At 65.1% G+C, this 14,565-nt stretch carries 18 protein-coding genes; 7 read left to right on the top strand and 11 right to left on the bottom strand.

Going from position 1 to position 14,565, the window contains the following annotated elements; all coding sequences use genetic code 11:
- Positions 1 to 19: 19 nt before the first annotated feature.
- The 5 genes from ldcA to queE form a co-directional block, all read right to left on the bottom strand.
- Positions 20 to 937 (bottom strand): muramoyltetrapeptide carboxypeptidase, encoded by a 918-nt coding sequence (ldcA, locus tag AC07PE_RS11930; RefSeq protein ID WP_498764512.1) that lies wholly within the window; start codon positions 935 to 937, stop codon positions 20 to 22.
- Positions 934 to 1,857: an alpha/beta fold hydrolase gene (locus tag AC07PE_RS11925; protein ID WP_498764508.1), complete on the bottom strand. Its 924-nt coding sequence runs from the start codon at positions 1,855 to 1,857 to the stop codon at positions 934 to 936. Before AC07PE_RS11925 ends, ldcA begins: the two co-directional genes overlap by 4 nt.
- Positions 1,858 to 1,972: 115 nt before the next feature.
- Complete coding sequence (tadA, locus tag AC07PE_RS11920) at positions 1,973 to 2,488, bottom strand: tRNA adenosine(34) deaminase TadA (RefSeq protein WP_498764506.1); 516 nt, start codon at positions 2,486 to 2,488, stop codon at positions 1,973 to 1,975.
- A complete protein-coding gene (gene queD, locus AC07PE_RS11915; RefSeq protein ID WP_498764504.1) occupies positions 2,481 to 2,927 on the bottom strand; it encodes a 6-carboxytetrahydropterin synthase QueD in 447 nt (148 codons plus the stop codon). Before queD ends, tadA begins: the two co-directional genes overlap by 8 nt.
- Before the next feature lie 17 nt (positions 2,928 to 2,944).
- Positions 2,945 to 3,580, bottom strand: a complete 636-nt coding sequence (gene queE, locus AC07PE_RS11910) for a 7-carboxy-7-deazaguanine synthase (protein ID WP_498764502.1) — start codon at positions 3,578 to 3,580, stop codon at positions 2,945 to 2,947.
- A 158-nt stretch (positions 3,581 to 3,738) separates the two neighbouring features.
- On the opposite strand from queE, the gene AC07PE_RS11905 reads away from it, so the two are divergent.
- The 3 genes from AC07PE_RS11905 to AC07PE_RS11895 all read left to right on the top strand — a co-directional run bounded on the left by AC07PE_RS11905 (position 3,739) and on the right by AC07PE_RS11895 (position 8,267).
- Positions 3,739 to 4,224, top strand: coding sequence for a hypothetical protein (locus AC07PE_RS11905; protein WP_498764499.1), 486 nt, complete (start codon positions 3,739 to 3,741; stop codon positions 4,222 to 4,224).
- Positions 4,225 to 4,406: 182 nt separating this feature from the next.
- Positions 4,407 to 5,366, top strand: coding sequence for a GGDEF domain-containing protein (locus AC07PE_RS11900; protein WP_498764497.1), 960 nt, complete (start codon positions 4,407 to 4,409; stop codon positions 5,364 to 5,366).
- A gap of 78 nt (positions 5,367 to 5,444) precedes the next feature.
- Positions 5,445 to 8,267, top strand: coding sequence for a M16 family metallopeptidase (locus AC07PE_RS11895; protein ID WP_498764495.1), 2,823 nt, complete (start codon positions 5,445 to 5,447; stop codon positions 8,265 to 8,267).
- Between the two features lie 18 nt (positions 8,268 to 8,285).
- Here the strand turns inward: AC07PE_RS11895 and AC07PE_RS11890 are convergent, their stop codons facing one another.
- The 5 genes from AC07PE_RS11890 to AC07PE_RS11870 form a co-directional block, all read right to left on the bottom strand.
- Complete coding sequence (locus tag AC07PE_RS11890) at positions 8,286 to 8,741, bottom strand: hypothetical protein (RefSeq protein WP_498764493.1); 456 nt, start codon at positions 8,739 to 8,741, stop codon at positions 8,286 to 8,288.
- 152 nt (positions 8,742 to 8,893) lie between these two features.
- The gene (locus AC07PE_RS11885) at positions 8,894 to 10,588 is read right to left on the bottom strand and encodes a DUF2382 domain-containing protein (protein WP_498764491.1); all 1,695 of its coding nucleotides are present in this window, start codon (positions 10,586 to 10,588) and stop codon (positions 8,894 to 8,896) included.
- 22 nt (positions 10,589 to 10,610) lie between these two features.
- Positions 10,611 to 11,045 carry a YsnF/AvaK domain-containing protein gene (locus tag AC07PE_RS11880; RefSeq protein WP_498764489.1) on the bottom strand — a complete coding sequence of 145 codons (435 nt, stop codon included), beginning with the start codon at positions 11,043 to 11,045 and terminating at the stop codon, positions 10,611 to 10,613.
- Between the two features lie 148 nt (positions 11,046 to 11,193).
- Positions 11,194 to 11,460, bottom strand: a complete 267-nt coding sequence (locus tag AC07PE_RS11875) for a hypothetical protein (RefSeq protein WP_498764487.1) — start codon at positions 11,458 to 11,460, stop codon at positions 11,194 to 11,196.
- The gene (locus AC07PE_RS11870; protein WP_498764485.1) at positions 11,457 to 12,281 is read right to left on the bottom strand and encodes a DNA/RNA non-specific endonuclease; all 825 of its coding nucleotides are present in this window, start codon (positions 12,279 to 12,281) and stop codon (positions 11,457 to 11,459) included. Before AC07PE_RS11870 ends, AC07PE_RS11875 begins: the two co-directional genes overlap by 4 nt.
- 201 nt (positions 12,282 to 12,482) lie before the next feature.
- Here AC07PE_RS11870 and AC07PE_RS11865 point away from each other — a divergent pair, with 201 nt between their 5' ends.
- From AC07PE_RS11865 to AC07PE_RS11850, 4 genes are all read left to right on the top strand, one after another.
- Positions 12,483 to 12,875: a hypothetical protein gene (locus AC07PE_RS11865; RefSeq protein WP_498764483.1), complete on the top strand. Its 393-nt coding sequence runs from the start codon at positions 12,483 to 12,485 to the stop codon at positions 12,873 to 12,875.
- Positions 12,876 to 13,139, top strand: coding sequence for a DUF5985 family protein (locus AC07PE_RS11860; RefSeq protein WP_498764481.1), 264 nt, complete (start codon positions 12,876 to 12,878; stop codon positions 13,137 to 13,139).
- Positions 13,140 to 13,150: 11 nt separating this feature from the next.
- Positions 13,151 to 13,414: a DUF5985 family protein gene (locus AC07PE_RS11855; protein ID WP_498764778.1), complete on the top strand. Its 264-nt coding sequence runs from the start codon at positions 13,151 to 13,153 to the stop codon at positions 13,412 to 13,414.
- A gap of 66 nt (positions 13,415 to 13,480) precedes the next feature.
- On the top strand, positions 13,481 to 13,735 hold the full coding sequence (locus tag AC07PE_RS11850) for a hypothetical protein (protein WP_498764479.1): 255 nt from the start codon (positions 13,481 to 13,483) through the stop codon (positions 13,733 to 13,735).
- On the opposite strand, the gene AC07PE_RS11845 is transcribed toward AC07PE_RS11850, so the two are convergent.
- Positions 13,716 to 14,555: a phytanoyl-CoA dioxygenase family protein gene (locus AC07PE_RS11845; protein ID WP_498764477.1), complete on the bottom strand. Its 840-nt coding sequence runs from the start codon at positions 14,553 to 14,555 to the stop codon at positions 13,716 to 13,718. The two genes, AC07PE_RS11850 and AC07PE_RS11845, sit on opposite strands and share 20 nt — an antisense overlap.
- Between the last annotated feature and the right edge of the window lie 10 nt (positions 14,556 to 14,565).

The following is a 14,565-nucleotide window of genomic DNA, read 5'->3' as shown; positions in this document are numbered from 1 at the left end:
CGTGGCGCGCCGATGGCGTTCAATCCAGCTGCAGGGTCGGATAGTCCGACAGGCTCAGTTTCCAGGCGCCGTCTGCGGACACCAGCCGCCCCTTGGCCCCGAACGGAATCGTCACCCGCCGCGGAATATGCCCGAATTCCAGCCCCGTCAGCACCGGGCACGGCAAGGTCGCGCGCAGATAGGCCAGCATTTCGTCAAAGTTGTAGCCGTTGTCGGCAGGCGCCAGCTTGTAGCCGGAAAAATCGCCCAGCACGATGGCCTGCTGGCGCGCCAGCACCCCGGCCTGCATCAGTTGCAGCAGCATGCGCTCGACACGGTAGGGATGTTCGGCGATGTCTTCCAGGAAGAGGATGCCGCCGTCGATCTGCGGGAAGTAAGGCGTGCCGACGAGCGACATGATCATCGCCAGGTTGCCGCCCCAGACGGTGCCGCTCACATCCAGCGCAGGATTGCCCGCGCCCTGCCCTGCCACGGTGTGGGTCGGGCCTTTCAGGCAGGACCAGAAATTGTCGAGCGTGAAGTCGACCGGTTCGGCTGCGCCGAAATCGCCCGCGAACATCGGGCCGGCGTAGCTGATCGCGCCGCGCCGGGCGTACAGGCCCATGTGGAAATCGGTGACGTCCGAGAAGCCGACGAAGATCTTGCCGCTGTCGGCCATGCGGTCGAAATCGATGTGCGGCATCAGGCGGGTCATGCCGTACTGGCCGCGCAGGGCCACCACGACCTGCACGTCAGGATCGGCGGCTGCCGCGTTCAGCTGCGCCAGGCGGGCCTCGTCGGTGCCGCCGAAGCGCAGGTGGCGCTTGTCGTGTTCGTAGTAGTTGTGGACCAGGATGCCCTGGGATTCGAGGCGGGCGATGCCGCGCGTTACCGCTTCCGGATCGGGCGCGTAGCCGCCCGGCGCGATGAGCGCAATGCCGAGTTGTTTGGTGATCACTGTTTGACGAAAAGCCGTGGTGTCGAGTCGGGCGCCATCTTACCGTGGGCATGGGCGTCGATCAAGGCAAGGAGCCTCTCCAGCAGCTGGGTGGGCAGGTCATGCCCCATCCCTTCGATGACCTCCAGCCGTGCGTTCGGAATCGCCTGCGCGGTGTCTTCCCCGCAGGCCAGCGGGACCATCGTGTCGGCGGCGCCGTGGATCACCAGGGTCGGGGCGACGATGCTGCGCAGCTGCGGCGAGCGGTCGCCGCTGGCGGCCACGGCCAGGATCTGGCGCACCACGCCACCCGGGCAGCAATTGCGGCGCAGCGCACGCGTCACGCGCCGCCGCAGCTGCTTTTCCGGGGTCGGATAAGTCGGACTGCCGATCGCCTGCAGCAGGCGCACGCCGTGCTCGATCATTGCGTCGACGTCGGCGGATTTCGGGCGGTGCATCATCGCGCGCTTGACCTCGGGCGCCGGTCCCGGCAGGCCGCGGCGGCCGCTGCTCGACATGATGGAGGTCAGGCTCAGGACCCGCGACGGGAATTTGGCAGCCATCAGCTGGGCGATCATCCCGCCCATCGACATCCCGACCACGTGGGCGCGCGCCACCCCGAGAGCGGACAGCACGCCGACCGCGTCGTCGGCCATGTCTTCCAGGGTATAGGGCGGCCGGATCGGCCAGCGGAGCAGCGACTTCAGCCAGGCCAGGCCCAGGCTCGGGGTGCCGGCGTGCTCGAACTTGGTGGAGAGGCCGGTGTCGCGATTATCGTAACGGATCACGTAAAAGCCGAGTTCGACGAGGCCTTCGACGAATTCGTCCGGCCAGGCCGTCAACTGCAGGCCGAGGCCGGAAATGAGCAACAGGGGCACGGCTTTCGGATCGCCCGCGGTGTCGAAGGCGATGCGGATGCCGTTGGCGTTCAGGCTAGGCATGATGGCGGGATGGACATCGGCCGGGATGCCGGATGATGGACGGTTGCACGAGGTTTCTCCGCGCCGCTATGCAGGCGGCGTGAAACCAGCATACCATTTTCGCCGGAACGGGGCGTTACGGGAGAAGCGGCGCCTTGCGCGCCGCGCGGCGCTCGGCAAAGAAGCCCTTCAGCATGGCGCCGGCCTCTTCCGCCAGCACGCCGCCGACGACTTCGGTGTGGTGATTCAGTTCTTCGCGCGCGAACAGGTCGAGCACGGAGCCGCAGACCCCGGTCTTGGGGTCGGTGGCGGCGTAGACCACGCGCGCCAGGCGCGCATGCATCATCGCGCCCGAACACATGGCGCAGGGTTCCAGCGTCACGTACAGCTCGCAGCCCGGCAGGCGGTAGTTGCCGAGTTTTTCGGCGGCCGCGCGCAGGGCGACGATTTCGGCGTGGGCGGTCGGGTCGTGGCGGCCGATCGGCTGGTTGAAGCCGGCGGCGACGATCTCGCCGTCCTTGACCACCACGGCGCCGACCGGCACCTCGCCGGCCGCCCAGGCCTTGCGCGCCTCGATCAGTGCCAGCGCCATGTAGGCGCCGTCACCTTCACGTTGGAGCGGCGCCGGCTCGGGCAGCAGCGAATCAGGCATCGGTGATCTCGGCCCAGCAGTTCGGGGTCTCGTGCAGCACCAGTTTCTGCAGGCGCAGGCCGGTGCCGTAACGGTCGGTGTAGGCCGCCTTCAGGATGCCCCAGGCGACCTGCGCCAGGTTCTCGACGGTCGGGATGCGGTCGATGATCACGGTCTTGTGGCCGGGCAGGCTGGCCAGGAAATCGCGCACCTTCTCGTCTTTTTCGTAGACCAGGAAGGCATGGTCCCAGACGTCGACCAGGTGCTCCTTGGCGAGCGCCTTGATGTCGGAAAAGTCCATGATCATGCCGTTGTCGGAACTGCCTTCCGTGTCGATGACTTCGCCCGTGAGGGTGATCTCGAGGGTGTAGCGGTGGCCGTGCAGGTTGCGGCACTGGCTCTTGTGGTCGGGAATACGATGGCCGGCATCGAATTCCAGCTTGCGGGTAATGGTCAGCATAAATAGGCCAATGAGGCTCAGGGGATTTGCAGGAGTTTGTGGGTCTGGATGCTCAGCTTCCACTTGGGATTGCGGCGGCAGGTCTCGATCGCCAGCTTGGTGTTCTGGGCCGCCAGCGGTCCATCCATCGGCTGCACGTAGAAGTTTTCGAAATCGAGCGCCTCGTAGGCGGCCAGGTCCTGGCCCAGCTGCGGGATCACGACCTTGATCTCATTGCCTTTGCCGACCACGAGCTTGGAGCCCATCTTCGGGCTGACGCAGATCCAGTCGACGCCTTCCGGCACCGGCAGGGTGCCGTTGGTCTCGATCGCGATGGTGAAGCCGCGGGCGTGCATGGCGTCGATCAGGGGCTTGTCCAGCTGCAGCAGGGGTTCGCCGCCGGTGAACACGACGTACTTGCTGGCCGGGTAGGTGGCTGGCCACAGGCCGTCGATCTCGGCAGCGAGCTCGGCCGGCTCCTTGAACTTGCCGCCGCGCTCACCGTCCGTGCCGACGAAATCGGTATCGCAGAACTGGCAGACGGCAGTGGCGCGGTCGCTCTCGCGCCCGGTCCACAGGTTGCAGCCGGAAAAGCGGCAAAACACCGCCGGCCGGCCAGCGTGTGCGCCTTCGCCCTGCAAGGTGTAGAAAATCTCTTTGATGCTGTAAGTCACGGTTAAAGTCCGGTTAAGCCCTCGTCAACCTTCCATTATACCGCGCACTGCGGCAGCTGCAGAAGACCCGCCGATTATTGACTTCCGGCAAAAACTATCCTCTCGGAAAGACGTACCTTTTCGTAGCGGAAAGTTCCTACGACTTTAGGAGGCGGACCATGAAGACCGTGATGCACCATGCCCTACGCGCCATAGTTGCTGCCCTGCTGCTGGCCGGCCTGTGGTGGCTCGATACCGGCGCGGGCGCCATGGGCGCAGCGCCGCCGGAACGCCTGCGGATCGCCTTCGTGCTCCTGCTCGGCCTGGGCATCCTGGTGACGACGCTGTTCCGCAAGGTGCGCAGCGAAGACCGTATCGCCGACCTCGAGGCAGCGCTATGCCGCGAACAGTCGGCGCGCAGCCATGCCGACCAGGCCCTGGCCGAGGCCGACATGGTGCTGGCCCGCATGGCGGCCCGCGCCGCCGGCAACTGCGCCACCGATCCCGCCAGCCAGCTGGTCATCATCCAGGCCGAGCTGACCCAGATCCAGCAGCGTTGCCGCACCGACCAGGGCACCCGCAATCGCCTGGAACTCCTGCGCACCCGCCTCGACCGCCTTGGCACCAGCCTGCGCACTGGCGCCCGCGCCGCCGAACCCGGATGACATAACTAGGCTGGATTCCCGGTCCTCGTTAGGATAATTCCGGGGCTAAAACCTTCTTGCCTTAAATCAATAAGGCGCGATGTGCCGTACCGCACAATCCGATCTTGTCAGCAGTCAACTAATTGCTCAACGGACAGATCAGAGGACGGCATATGACAGGCACGACAACAATACAGCGGCTCATGGAGTCCCCCAACGCGAACGGCGAGCGCGCCTTCGCGCACCAGCTCATGGAGATGCTGGCGATCCCGGTATTCGTGCTCGACACCAGCTGCCGCGTGATGATCTGGAACCGCGCCTGCGAACACCTGACCGGCGTCCCCGCCTCCGAAGTGGTCGGCACGCGCGAGCACTGGCGCAGCTTTTTCGACGAGCAGCGCCCTACCCTGGCCGATATGGTGGTCCAGGACCGCGGCGGCGATATCCCGATCATCCATCCGCGCGCCAACCCCGGCCAGCCGGCCCACCTGTCGGCCGAAAGCTGGTTCGACATGCCGCGCGTCGGCCGGCGCCGCTACCTGGCTGCGGACGCCAGTCCCATCTACGACGAACGCGGCCGGCTGAGCGCCGTGGTCGAGACCCTGCGCGACATGACCGACGAGAAGATGGCCCAGATCGCCCTCGAGCAGCTGGCCACGCGCGACGGCCTGACGGGACTGGCGAACCGCCGCTGCTTCGACGACACCCTGCAGGCCGAGTGGGCGCGCGCCCAGCGCCAGCGCCAGCCGCTGTCCCTGCTGATGGTCGACGTCGACAACTTCAAGGCCTACAACGACGCCAACGGCCACCTCGGCGGCGACGAGTGCCTGAAGCGCATCGCCACCGCCGTCTCCAGCGAGATGCGCGCCAACGACCTGGTCGCCCGCTACGGCGGCGAGGAATTCGCCGTGATCCTGCCGAACCAGTCGCTGAAGGGCGCCGCCAGCGTGGCCGAGCGCATCCGCACCCGGGTCGAGCAGCTGCAGGTGCCGAACCGCCTCGCCATCGGGCAGCACGTGACCGTGTCGATCGGCGCCGCCACCGCCCTGGCCTCGCCGGACACTGCCGCCTCCGAGCTGGTGGCGATTGCCGACGCCGCCCTCTACCGCGCCAAGCACATGGGGCGCAACCGCATCAGCCTGCCCTTGTCCGAGCCGGCCTGACCGGCCTTATCTGATCTATATCTTTCCTTGGGAATCCACTATGCTGTCGCGCACAGCATTCATTCCCGAGGAGATCGCGTGTCAAAGTTGTTCAAATATGCGCCGCTGGCCGCCCTGGCGTTGCCCATGGCCCTGCCATCCTACGCGGCCGACGTCCTGCCCTTCAAAGCCACCGAAAAGCAGCTGCCCAACGGTCTGAAGGTGATTGTCGTGCCGACCGGCTTCCCGAACCTGGTGTCGGTGACGATCCCGGTGCAGACCGGATCGCGCAACGAAGTCGAGCCGGGCAAGTCCGGCTTCGCTCACTTCTTCGAACACATGATGTTCCGCGGGACGAAAGCCTACCCGCCCGAGAAGTACCAGGACATCATCACCAAGGCCGGCGCGCGCCAGAACGCCTACACCAGCGACGACCTTACCAACTACTACACGACCTTCGCCAAGCAGGACCTGGAGACGGTGCTGAAGGTCGAGGCCGACCGCTTCCAGCACCTGGACTACTCGGAAGCCGCCTTCAAGACCGAATCGCGCGCCGTGCTGGGCGAATACAACAAGAACAGCGCCAACCCGATGCAGAAGCTGTTCGAGGTCCAGCGCGACGCCGCTTTCAATACCCACACGTACAAGCACACGACGATGGGCTTCCTGAAGGACATCGAGGACATGCCCAACCAGTACCAGTATTCGAAGACCTTCTTCGACCGCTGGTACCGCCCGGAGCGCACCACCATCATCATCGCCGGCGACGTCGAGCCTAAGAGCGCGATCGCGCTGGTCGAAAAGTACTGGAGCGGCTGGAAGCGCGGTTCCTACAAGGTGGCGGTGCCCGCCGAACCGGCGCCGCAAGGCGCCCAGTACCGCCACGTGAACTGGCCCAGCCCGACCCTGCCGCTGGTGACGGTCGCCTTCCGCGCGCCGGCCTTCTCGGACACGAAAAAGGACCAGGCGGCGCTGTCCATGCTGCTGTCGCTGTCCTTCGGCAGAACCTCGCCCTTGTATAAACGCCTGGTGCAGGACGAGCAGAAGGTCGACCAGCTGTTCGACTACACGCCGGCCCGCGTCGACCCCTCGCTGGTGACCATCGGCGCGCGCGTGAAAAAGCCGGAGGATGCGCTGTACGTACGCAATGCCATCCTCGAGACGGTCGCGAAACTGCACGACACTCCGGTCACGAAGCAGGCACTGGAAGACGCGCAGTCCTCGGAAAAGTATGGGCTGATCCGCACCCTGGACAACACGGACACCGTCGCCAGCACCCTGGCGTCCTATGTCCACTACGACCGCTCCTTCGGCACGATCAACCGCTACTACCGGCTGATCGATACCCTGACGCCGGCCGACCTGCAGGCCACCGCCCGCAAATACCTGGTCGACGCCTCGATGGTGGTCACGACGCTGTCGTACGACGCCCTCCCGGCCGGCATCGAGACCCTGCCCAAGCTGGCCGAGATGGCGCCCAAGGCCGGCGACGCGAAATTCGACATGCTGGTACAGAAAACGGCGCTGCCGCAGATCCGCTTCAAGCTGCTGTTCGAAGCCGGCTCCGCCCAGGACCCGGCCGGCAAGGAAGGCCTGGCGGCGCTGACCGCCGCAATGATCGCGCGCGCCGGCTCGGCCGAGCGTAAGTACGACGAGGTGACCAAGGCCCTGTTCCCGATCGCCGGCGGCTTCGGTGAGCAGACCGACAAGGAAATGACCACCTTCACCGGCACCATCCACAAGGACAACTGGAACCAGTTCCTCGACATCGCCCTGCCCCAGCTGCTCACGCCGGGCTTCCGCGAGGACGACTTCCGCCGCCTGAAGGACGCGCAGAAGAACGCCCTGGTGCTGGACCTGAAGGACAATAACGAGGAAGAGTTCGGCAAGGAGCGCCTGCAGGCCAACATCTTCGCCGGTACGCCTTATGGCCATCCGGTTCTCGGCACCGTGAAGGGAATCGACTCGATCACGCTGGACGACGTCAAGAACTTCTACCGCCACGCCTATGCGCAGGGCGCGCTGCACTTGGGCATTTCCGGCGACCTCAGCCCGGAGATGGCGGCCCAGCTGAAGACCCGCCTGGCCGGACTGCCGGAAGGCGCCGGTCTGCCGCGCATTGCCGCGCCGCAGGGCCGCAAGGCGCAGGGCCTGGAAGTCGAGATCATCGAAAAGAACACCCGCGCGACCGCAATCTCCTTCGGCATGCCGATCGAAGTCAACCGCGCCCACCCGGACTTCCCGGCCCTGTGGCTGGCCAAGACCTGGCTGGGCGAGCACCGCGCCTCGAACTCCTACCTGTACCAGCGCATCCGCGAACTGCGCGGCATGAACTACGGTGACTACGCCTACATCGAAGCCTTCCCACGCGGGATGTTCGGCTTCTTCCCGAACCCGAACCTGGGCCGCAAGTCGCAGATCTTCGAAGTCTGGATCCGTCCGGTGGCGCCCCAGAACGCCCACATGGCGCTGCGCATCGCGCTGACCGAACTCGGCAAGCTGATCGACAAGGGCCTGACCGAGGAACAGTTCGCCGCCACCCGCGACTACCTGATGAAGAACGTGTTCGTGATGACCGCCACCCAGGACGCCCAGCTCGGCTACGCGCTGGATTCGCAGTGGTACCGCACGCCGGAATTCACGAAGATGATGCGCGACGGCCTCTCGAAACTGACGGCGGCCGACGTCAATGCGGCGATGCGCAAGCATTTATCGGCGCAGAACCTGTCGGTGGTCTTCATTACCAAGGATGCGGCCGGCCTGAAGGACAAGCTGCTCGGCGATGCGTTCTCGCCGATCAGCTACGATGCGACCAAGCCGCAAGCGCTGCTCGACGAGGACAAGGCCATCGGTGCGATGAAGCTGGGACTTCGTCCGGAGGCGGTGAAGATCACGCCGGCGGCGCAGGCCTTCGCGCAGTAAGGCCCGCGCCCCGGGCCGTCAGGGCATGAATTCGTCGTTCACCCACACGGCCCTTTGCAGGACGTTCAGATGGGCCGTCGTCAGATACCACAGCGCGCTGCCTACCTGTTCCGGTTCGTACAGGTAGGCGCTGGGCGGGTGTCTCCGCGATTGCGGCGTCGCCACCTTGCGGCGCAGCGGCGCGCCCGGAATGGTGTCGTAGATATAGGGGCCGTATTCGAGCCACATGTGGGTCGGCGTGACATCGTCCTGGTACTCGAATTCGCCGTAGATGACACAGGGGACGGCCACCTGGGCGGAGATCCGGCAGCGCTTGAACTGCGCGAGCTTGGCGTCGTGGGTGCCGACGAAATCGTTCACCATCAGTCCGGTGCCCACGTCCGCGATCTGATTATTCACCGCGTTCGAGATGGCGTCATTCACCCAGCCGTCGATTGCCCACACCCGGCAGCTGCATCCTTCCAGAAAAGCCATACGACCTCCAATTGTTGGTGGCAGATTGTCGATCGTATGCTTGCGTGGAAGGCCGGTCAATGCGCCCTAAGTTCAGTTGGATTTTGGCCACTGACGAAACACAAGAAAAACGCCGGCCGAGGCCGGCGTTCTTCATCTCACTGCAGCGCGTGTCAGTGAACCACTTTGTTCCAGCCGTGGCGCACCGCGGCCTTCATCTTCTCCCAGGTCGAGACGCCGCCCTTGCTGTAGCGGGTGTCCCAGTCGCTGCGCAGGTCGGACTCGACGTCGTCCCAGTTACGGCCCTGGTAGCGCGTATCGCTGCGCATCTGGGTGCCGTAGCGGTAGGCCGGATCGTAGTCGTCGTAGCTGTCGCCCAGCGATGAGTAGTTGCTGGTCCAGTGGCTGCGGTAGTAGGAGTCGTCCGAATCGCTGTCCGGGGTGATCTTGTCCCAGCCGCGGCGGATTGCTGCCTTCATCTTTTCCCAGGTGGACGCGCCACCCTTGCCATAGCGGGTGTCCCAGTCGCTGCGCAGGTCGGATTCGACGTCGTCCCAGTTGCGGTTCTGGTAGCGCGCATCGCTGCGCATCTGGCTGCCGTACTGGTAGGCCGGCGCGTACTCGTCGTAGCTGCCGCCCAGGCTCGAGTAGTTGGTCTGCCAGTCGTTGCGGAAGTAGCTGTCGTCATCCCGCGCGCCCAGCGATTCCACCTGCACCTCGGTGTGGCGCACGGAGTCCTTGATGTTTTCCTGGCGCTGGCTGACTTCCTTGCCGACGCGGACTTCCTCCACCACGCGGGCGGTCTTCTGCACCACGGCTTCCTCGGCCTTTTCGCGCAGCTCGATCGACTGCTCCTTGAAGGCGCTGGAATCGGCGCTGGAGATAGGCTGGTCGACCGGGCGGCGCTCCACGCTCACGTGCTCTTCGCGCAGGTTGACGCTTTCGTTGACCGGGGTTTCGACCACGCGCGAGAACACGCGCACGCCGCCGCGCTGGACTTCGCGCTTGCCGACCTTCAGGTCTTCCTGCACCACCGGGATGGCGGTCGTGCGCTGCTCGTTGAGCATCTCACCCATGTCGCGCTGCATCGAGCCGGTCTGGATGGTGCCGCCCAGCGAGGCGTCGCTCGAGCCTTGCAGCGAGGAGCTGCCCTTCAGCGGCGAGTCGCTCTGCAGCGTGCGGCCGGTGGAGGTGTCGAGCGTGTTGCCGCCGATGTTCGTGTCCTGCGAGCCGCCGGCCTGCAGCGAATCGCCGGCACGCATCGTGCCGCCCATCGGCTCCTGGTAGGTCTGCCCCTTCGGCACCGGATCGTTCAGGTCCTGGGTGGCGAAGGAATTGCGCTCGCCGGTTTCGCCGCTCAGCGAACCGCTGCCGTAGGAAGCCGAGCCGGCGCCCGACTGCTGCGACATCGAGGACGATTTCTGCAGCCCGCTGCCCGAGCTGGCGCCGGCCGCCAGCATGGCCGGATCCAGCGAGCTGGCCGAGCCGGTCAGATCGTGGCGCTCGTCGAGGTCGACCGGGCCGAAGCGTTCGATGACGTCGGCGGCGCGCTCGACTTCCGGCTCGGACTGGGTGACCAGGGTCAGCACGTGATGGCCGCGGCTGACCACGTCCGAATAGCGGGAAGCGTGGACGTCGTTGTCGGAGCCGAACAGGCCGGTGAAGAAGTGCTTGATCTGGGCGGCGATGCCTTCCTCGTGCACTTCGCTGGTGTGGACGGTGGTGCCGGTCAGGCTGTCGGTCTGGCCGGTCGGGTCGGCGCTCGAGACGTTGACGTCGGTGCGGGTGAAGCCCGATGCCAGCAGCTCGTCCATCGCATTCTGGGCGTCGCTACGGTTGTCGAAAACCGCTACTAGAGTATGTTGCATGATGGATCCTCCGATTGGTGGGTCATTCAGATGGGTGGTCGCCGGGCTCCTCGAAGCGCTCCACGCTGACCTGCTCGGACTTGAGCATGACGGTTTCCGCGTGGTGCTCCTCGCGCCGGGTACGGGTGATGCGGACTTCCTCCTTGATGCGCACGCGGCGTTCGACCACGAGCACTTCCTCCAGGATGGGCACCACCAGCGTTTCGCCTTCATAGCGCGTGGCGGGCGCAGCGTCCAGCGGGACGATGCGGTCCACCGGGACGTGGCTGACCTCGACCTCGTCGCGCAACAGGCGTTCGTCGATATGGCAGGGAAGCTCGGCGACTGTCTTGTGGATACGCACGCCGCGACCGGTGTCGATGATCCGCTTGTCGACCTGCACTTCCTCGCGGATCACGGGTATCGTCAGCTCCTCCTGGCGGTCCTGTCCGTTTGGTTGCACTGGGTCAATTGGCACGGTTCATCTCCTTGATATCGCGACGCTAGAGCAATCGAGGTTACCCCAAAAGAGTAAGGAACCCGCGCACCATTGACTCTCTACAAACGTAGACAATCCAAAAACAAAAACGGGCCTTGCGGCCCGTCAATGTGCGTAAGCGAGGTGCTCAGGCAAAGGGGTTGTCGACCGTCTCGACCTGCGGTGGTGGCAGCCGGTCAGGCAAGTCCTTGCCTTCGAGACTGGCCACGACCTGCCCCAGCAGCGCATGCAGCCGCCGCGCCGCTTCCAGGCCCTGCTTGTCGGCGGTGAGATCGACGTCGCCGGAAATCGTGATGCGGTCGAGGCGGTTTTCCAGCATCAGGCGGCCGATCTCGATCACGTCGGCTTCGTTGGCATAGGGGACGAATCCCTTGGTGTCGTGCTTGTCGGTCATTGGCTACTCCTGTCGCCCTTCTTCTGGCGGATGTTCGGCAGCTTCAGCACACGCTCCTTCTCTTCCTCGCTGAGGGCGGGCAGCAGATTGATGCCGATGATGCGTTCGAGTTCGGGAATCGGGATCACGTTGGCCTTCGCGTCCGCGGTGTTCTCGACGAACCACGCGGCGCCGGCTTTCTGGCGGGGACTGTACACCAGTTTATACAAGTGGGTCGGCACCAGCACCTGGCCGACCTTGCGCAGATTGCTGCCCAGGAAAGCGGGCCCCGTCACCACGTACAGGTCGCCTTCCTTCTTCGCCATCTTGCGCACCACGCCCTCGATGCCGGCCCACAGGTGGCGGTTGTTCTCGCCGTCCTGGGGCACGATGTTCGCCAGGCTGAAGCTGTCGCGCTGACTGTCGCGGTCGGGCATGTCGCCGTTCGGCGCCATGTGGCCGCGGTCGAAGCCGCTGCGCGCGTAATCGGCGAGTTCGGCGCGCTGGCCGGACGGCAGGCGGCTTTCGGCGTGGAAGGAATTTTCGCGGCTCAGCTGCTGCGCCGAGGCCACTTCATGCGCCTCCAGGTGCTCGGCCGACCACAGCGGCGTGCGCGTCACCCCCGAATGCATCACGGTAAACACGTTGAAGCAGAGTTCCTTGGTCGCCGGCGCGAGCTTGGGATTCAGGATCTGCGGTGCGCGGCCCTCGAGATAATGGTCGGCGCAGGATTCCGCGCTGCGCGGCGCGGCGGCGGGCGGCGCGTCGGCGATCGGCAGGTTGGGCCGCGTCGACTGCGCGGCATGCCGGTCGCAGGCCCCCAGGGCGAGCAAACTGGACAATAATACAAGTGGAGCGAACAGCTTCTGAAGCATGGTGATATACAAAGATCAATCGTGCCGCCATTGTAGCCGAGTAGTCTTTGCGCACCCTCATAGCATGAGACAAAGCCCGCGCACGATAGAAAAGCGCATTTCCAATTGGAATGATATAGAATCCGTCCTTTCCAAAAGCTAAAGTGCATTTGAGCAAACATAGTGGCAATGGATAATTTCTCCATTCCCGAGGATGTCCGGCGCTTCGTGCTGACCAGCATTCCGTCGGTGCCTTTCCTGGAAGCCCTTTTGTTGATGCGGGCCGATCCGGGACAGTGCTGGAGCCGCGATACCCTCGCGCGCCGCCTCTACGTGCGCGACAAGATCGCCGAAGGACTGCTGGCCGAGCTGTGCCGCGCAGGCATGGCCGCGCCCTCGTCGGATGCCGGCGCCGGCGCCTATTGCTATCATCCGCGCGAGGATGTGCTGCGCGAACGGATCGACCGCCTGGCCGACCTCTACTCGACCCACCTGGTCGAAGTCACCCATCTCATCCATTCTTCCCTCGACCGCAAGGCCCAGCATTTCGCTGACGCCTTCAAATGGCGAAAGGATTCCTAAGTGGCGTTTACCATTTATTCGCTGTGCACCCTGACCTCCCTGGCCTGCGCCTGGCTGCTGCTGGCCAGTTACCGGCGCAGCGGCTACCGCCTGCTGTTCTGGAGCGGCTGGTCCTTCGTGGCGATGACGGTGAATAACCTGTTCCTGGTGCTCGACAAGATCGTCTTCCCCGACCCCGAGATCAACCTGCTGCCGGTCCGCCTGATCGCGGCGCTGGTGTCGATGCTGCTGCTGTTGTACGGCCTGATCTACGAGAAGGAATGAACGTGACCGATATGCTTACCGGCGCCATCGCCATGGCCTCCACCGTCATTGCACTCTTCTTCCTGCGCTTCTGGCGTAACACGCGCGACCGCTTCTTCCTGTATTTCGCGCTGTCCTTCGGCATCGAGGGCGCGCACCGCGTGTACTCGGCCCTCAGCTACCAGGACAACGAAGACTCGCCGCTGCATTACCTGATCCGCCTGCTGGCCTACGGCCTGATCCTCTGGGCCATCCTGGAAAAGAACCTGCCGGAGCGGAAAAAGCCGAAAGACTGAAAGCGTGCGCCCGCGCCCTTCCCCCTGCGCCATAATCGGCTGACGATTCGAGCAAAGGAGAAAGCGATGGCAAACCAGCAGAACCAGAACCAGCAGGGCCAGCAGAACCAGCAGCGCGAAACCCCGGCCCAGGAACAGAACGGGCGCTCCGAAGACCTGCTGCCGGCGGGCGACGCCGACAACACCACCGACGGCCGCTTCGAGGTGGCCGAGGAAGTGAACATGGACCAGCAGTCCGATACCGCGCGCCGCGTCGGCAAGCCGCCGAAAGGCATCGCCTCCGAGGCGCTGGCCGAATCCCTCAAGCCGGACCGGGAGTAACTCCCATGCGCAGGCCCTCGATCGTGTGGGCCTGGTAGATGTCTTCCAGCGAGCCCACCACCCGGCAGGTCAGGTGGGCCCGCACCTCTTCCGGCAGGCCGTCCCAATAGGCCTGCGTCACCTGCAGGTCGTGCTTCTCGGCGTTGCGCGCGTCCGGCGCGTCCACGCCCAGCACGAACACCGGGCGCGACAGCTGTGAGCGGTTGGCGGTGCCGCGGTGGATGGTGAGCGCCGAGCGCGCCGAGATGTCGCCGACCTGCGGCAGCTTGCGCTGGGCGCGCGCCTCGTAGCGCGGATACAGGGCCTTGTCCGGAAACATCAGGTCGCCGCCCGCCAGGTCGTCCCACTGGGTGCCGGGCGCGATTTCGAAGGGGCCGATCTCCTCGGTCACGTCGACGGTCGTGAGATTGAAGGCCAGCGAATTCAGGCGCCGTCCGACCAGGGTCGCTTCCGGCGCCGGGAAGTCGCGGTGCCAGGGCTGATGCATGGCGCCCGGGAAGGGAATGTCGAAGCCGGCTTCGACCACCTTGTAGTCCGGCCCCAGCACGGCGCGGCAGACCGCCTTCACCCACGGATGCGTGACCAGGTCGACGAAACCGCGGATGCGCTCCGGATGCACCTCTACGTAATAGCGGGCGGGGCCGCGTTCGAGGGCGCCGCCGGGCCGCGCGCGGGCCTCGGCGAACAGGGTCTCGATGTCTTCCTTCAGCCGCGCCACCCACTCTTTCGTGAACGCGCCCTTGCAGGCGATGATGCCGTCTCCGTACAGGCCGCCCATGATGGCGGCAGTGTCAAAGCCGGTCTCGGTTCCATTGCTCATGATGTTTCCT

The organism is Telluria sp. GW821-FHT07G12 (genome assembly GCF_059418525.1).
Note: the sequence above shows the minus strand (reverse complement) of the source record. Positions and strands in the feature narration are given on the sequence as shown.

What these genes read in the sequence shown, in the direction of transcription:
- AC07PE_RS11925 (WP_498764508.1), bottom strand. Translation starts at nt 1,857, where the DNA reads ATGCCTAGCCTGAACGCCAACGGCATCCGCATCGCCTTCGACACCGCG.
- tadA (WP_498764506.1), bottom strand. Translation starts at nt 2,488, where the DNA reads ATGCCTGATTCGCTGCTGCCCGAGCCGGCGCCGCTCCAACGTGAAGGT.
- queD (WP_498764504.1), bottom strand. Translation starts at nt 2,927, where the DNA reads ATGCTGACCATTACCCGCAAGCTGGAATTCGATGCCGGCCATCGTATT.
- AC07PE_RS11905 (WP_498764499.1), top strand. Translation starts at nt 3,739, where the DNA reads ATGAAGACCGTGATGCACCATGCCCTACGCGCCATAGTTGCTGCCCTG.
- AC07PE_RS11900 (WP_498764497.1), top strand. Translation starts at nt 4,407, where the DNA reads ATGGAGTCCCCCAACGCGAACGGCGAGCGCGCCTTCGCGCACCAGCTC.
- AC07PE_RS11890 (WP_498764493.1), bottom strand. Translation starts at nt 8,741, where the DNA reads ATGGCTTTTCTGGAAGGATGCAGCTGCCGGGTGTGGGCAATCGACGGC.
- AC07PE_RS11885 (WP_498764491.1), bottom strand. Translation starts at nt 10,588, where the DNA reads ATGCAACATACTCTAGTAGCGGTTTTCGACAACCGTAGCGACGCCCAG.
- AC07PE_RS11875 (WP_498764487.1), bottom strand. Translation starts at nt 11,460, where the DNA reads ATGACCGACAAGCACGACACCAAGGGATTCGTCCCCTATGCCAACGAA.
- AC07PE_RS11865 (WP_498764483.1), top strand. Translation starts at nt 12,483, where the DNA reads ATGGATAATTTCTCCATTCCCGAGGATGTCCGGCGCTTCGTGCTGACC.
- AC07PE_RS11855 (WP_498764778.1), top strand. Translation starts at nt 13,151, where the DNA reads ATGCTTACCGGCGCCATCGCCATGGCCTCCACCGTCATTGCACTCTTC.
- AC07PE_RS11850 (WP_498764479.1), top strand. Translation starts at nt 13,481, where the DNA reads ATGGCAAACCAGCAGAACCAGAACCAGCAGGGCCAGCAGAACCAGCAG.
- AC07PE_RS11845 (WP_498764477.1), bottom strand. Translation starts at nt 14,555, where the DNA reads ATGAGCAATGGAACCGAGACCGGCTTTGACACTGCCGCCATCATGGGC.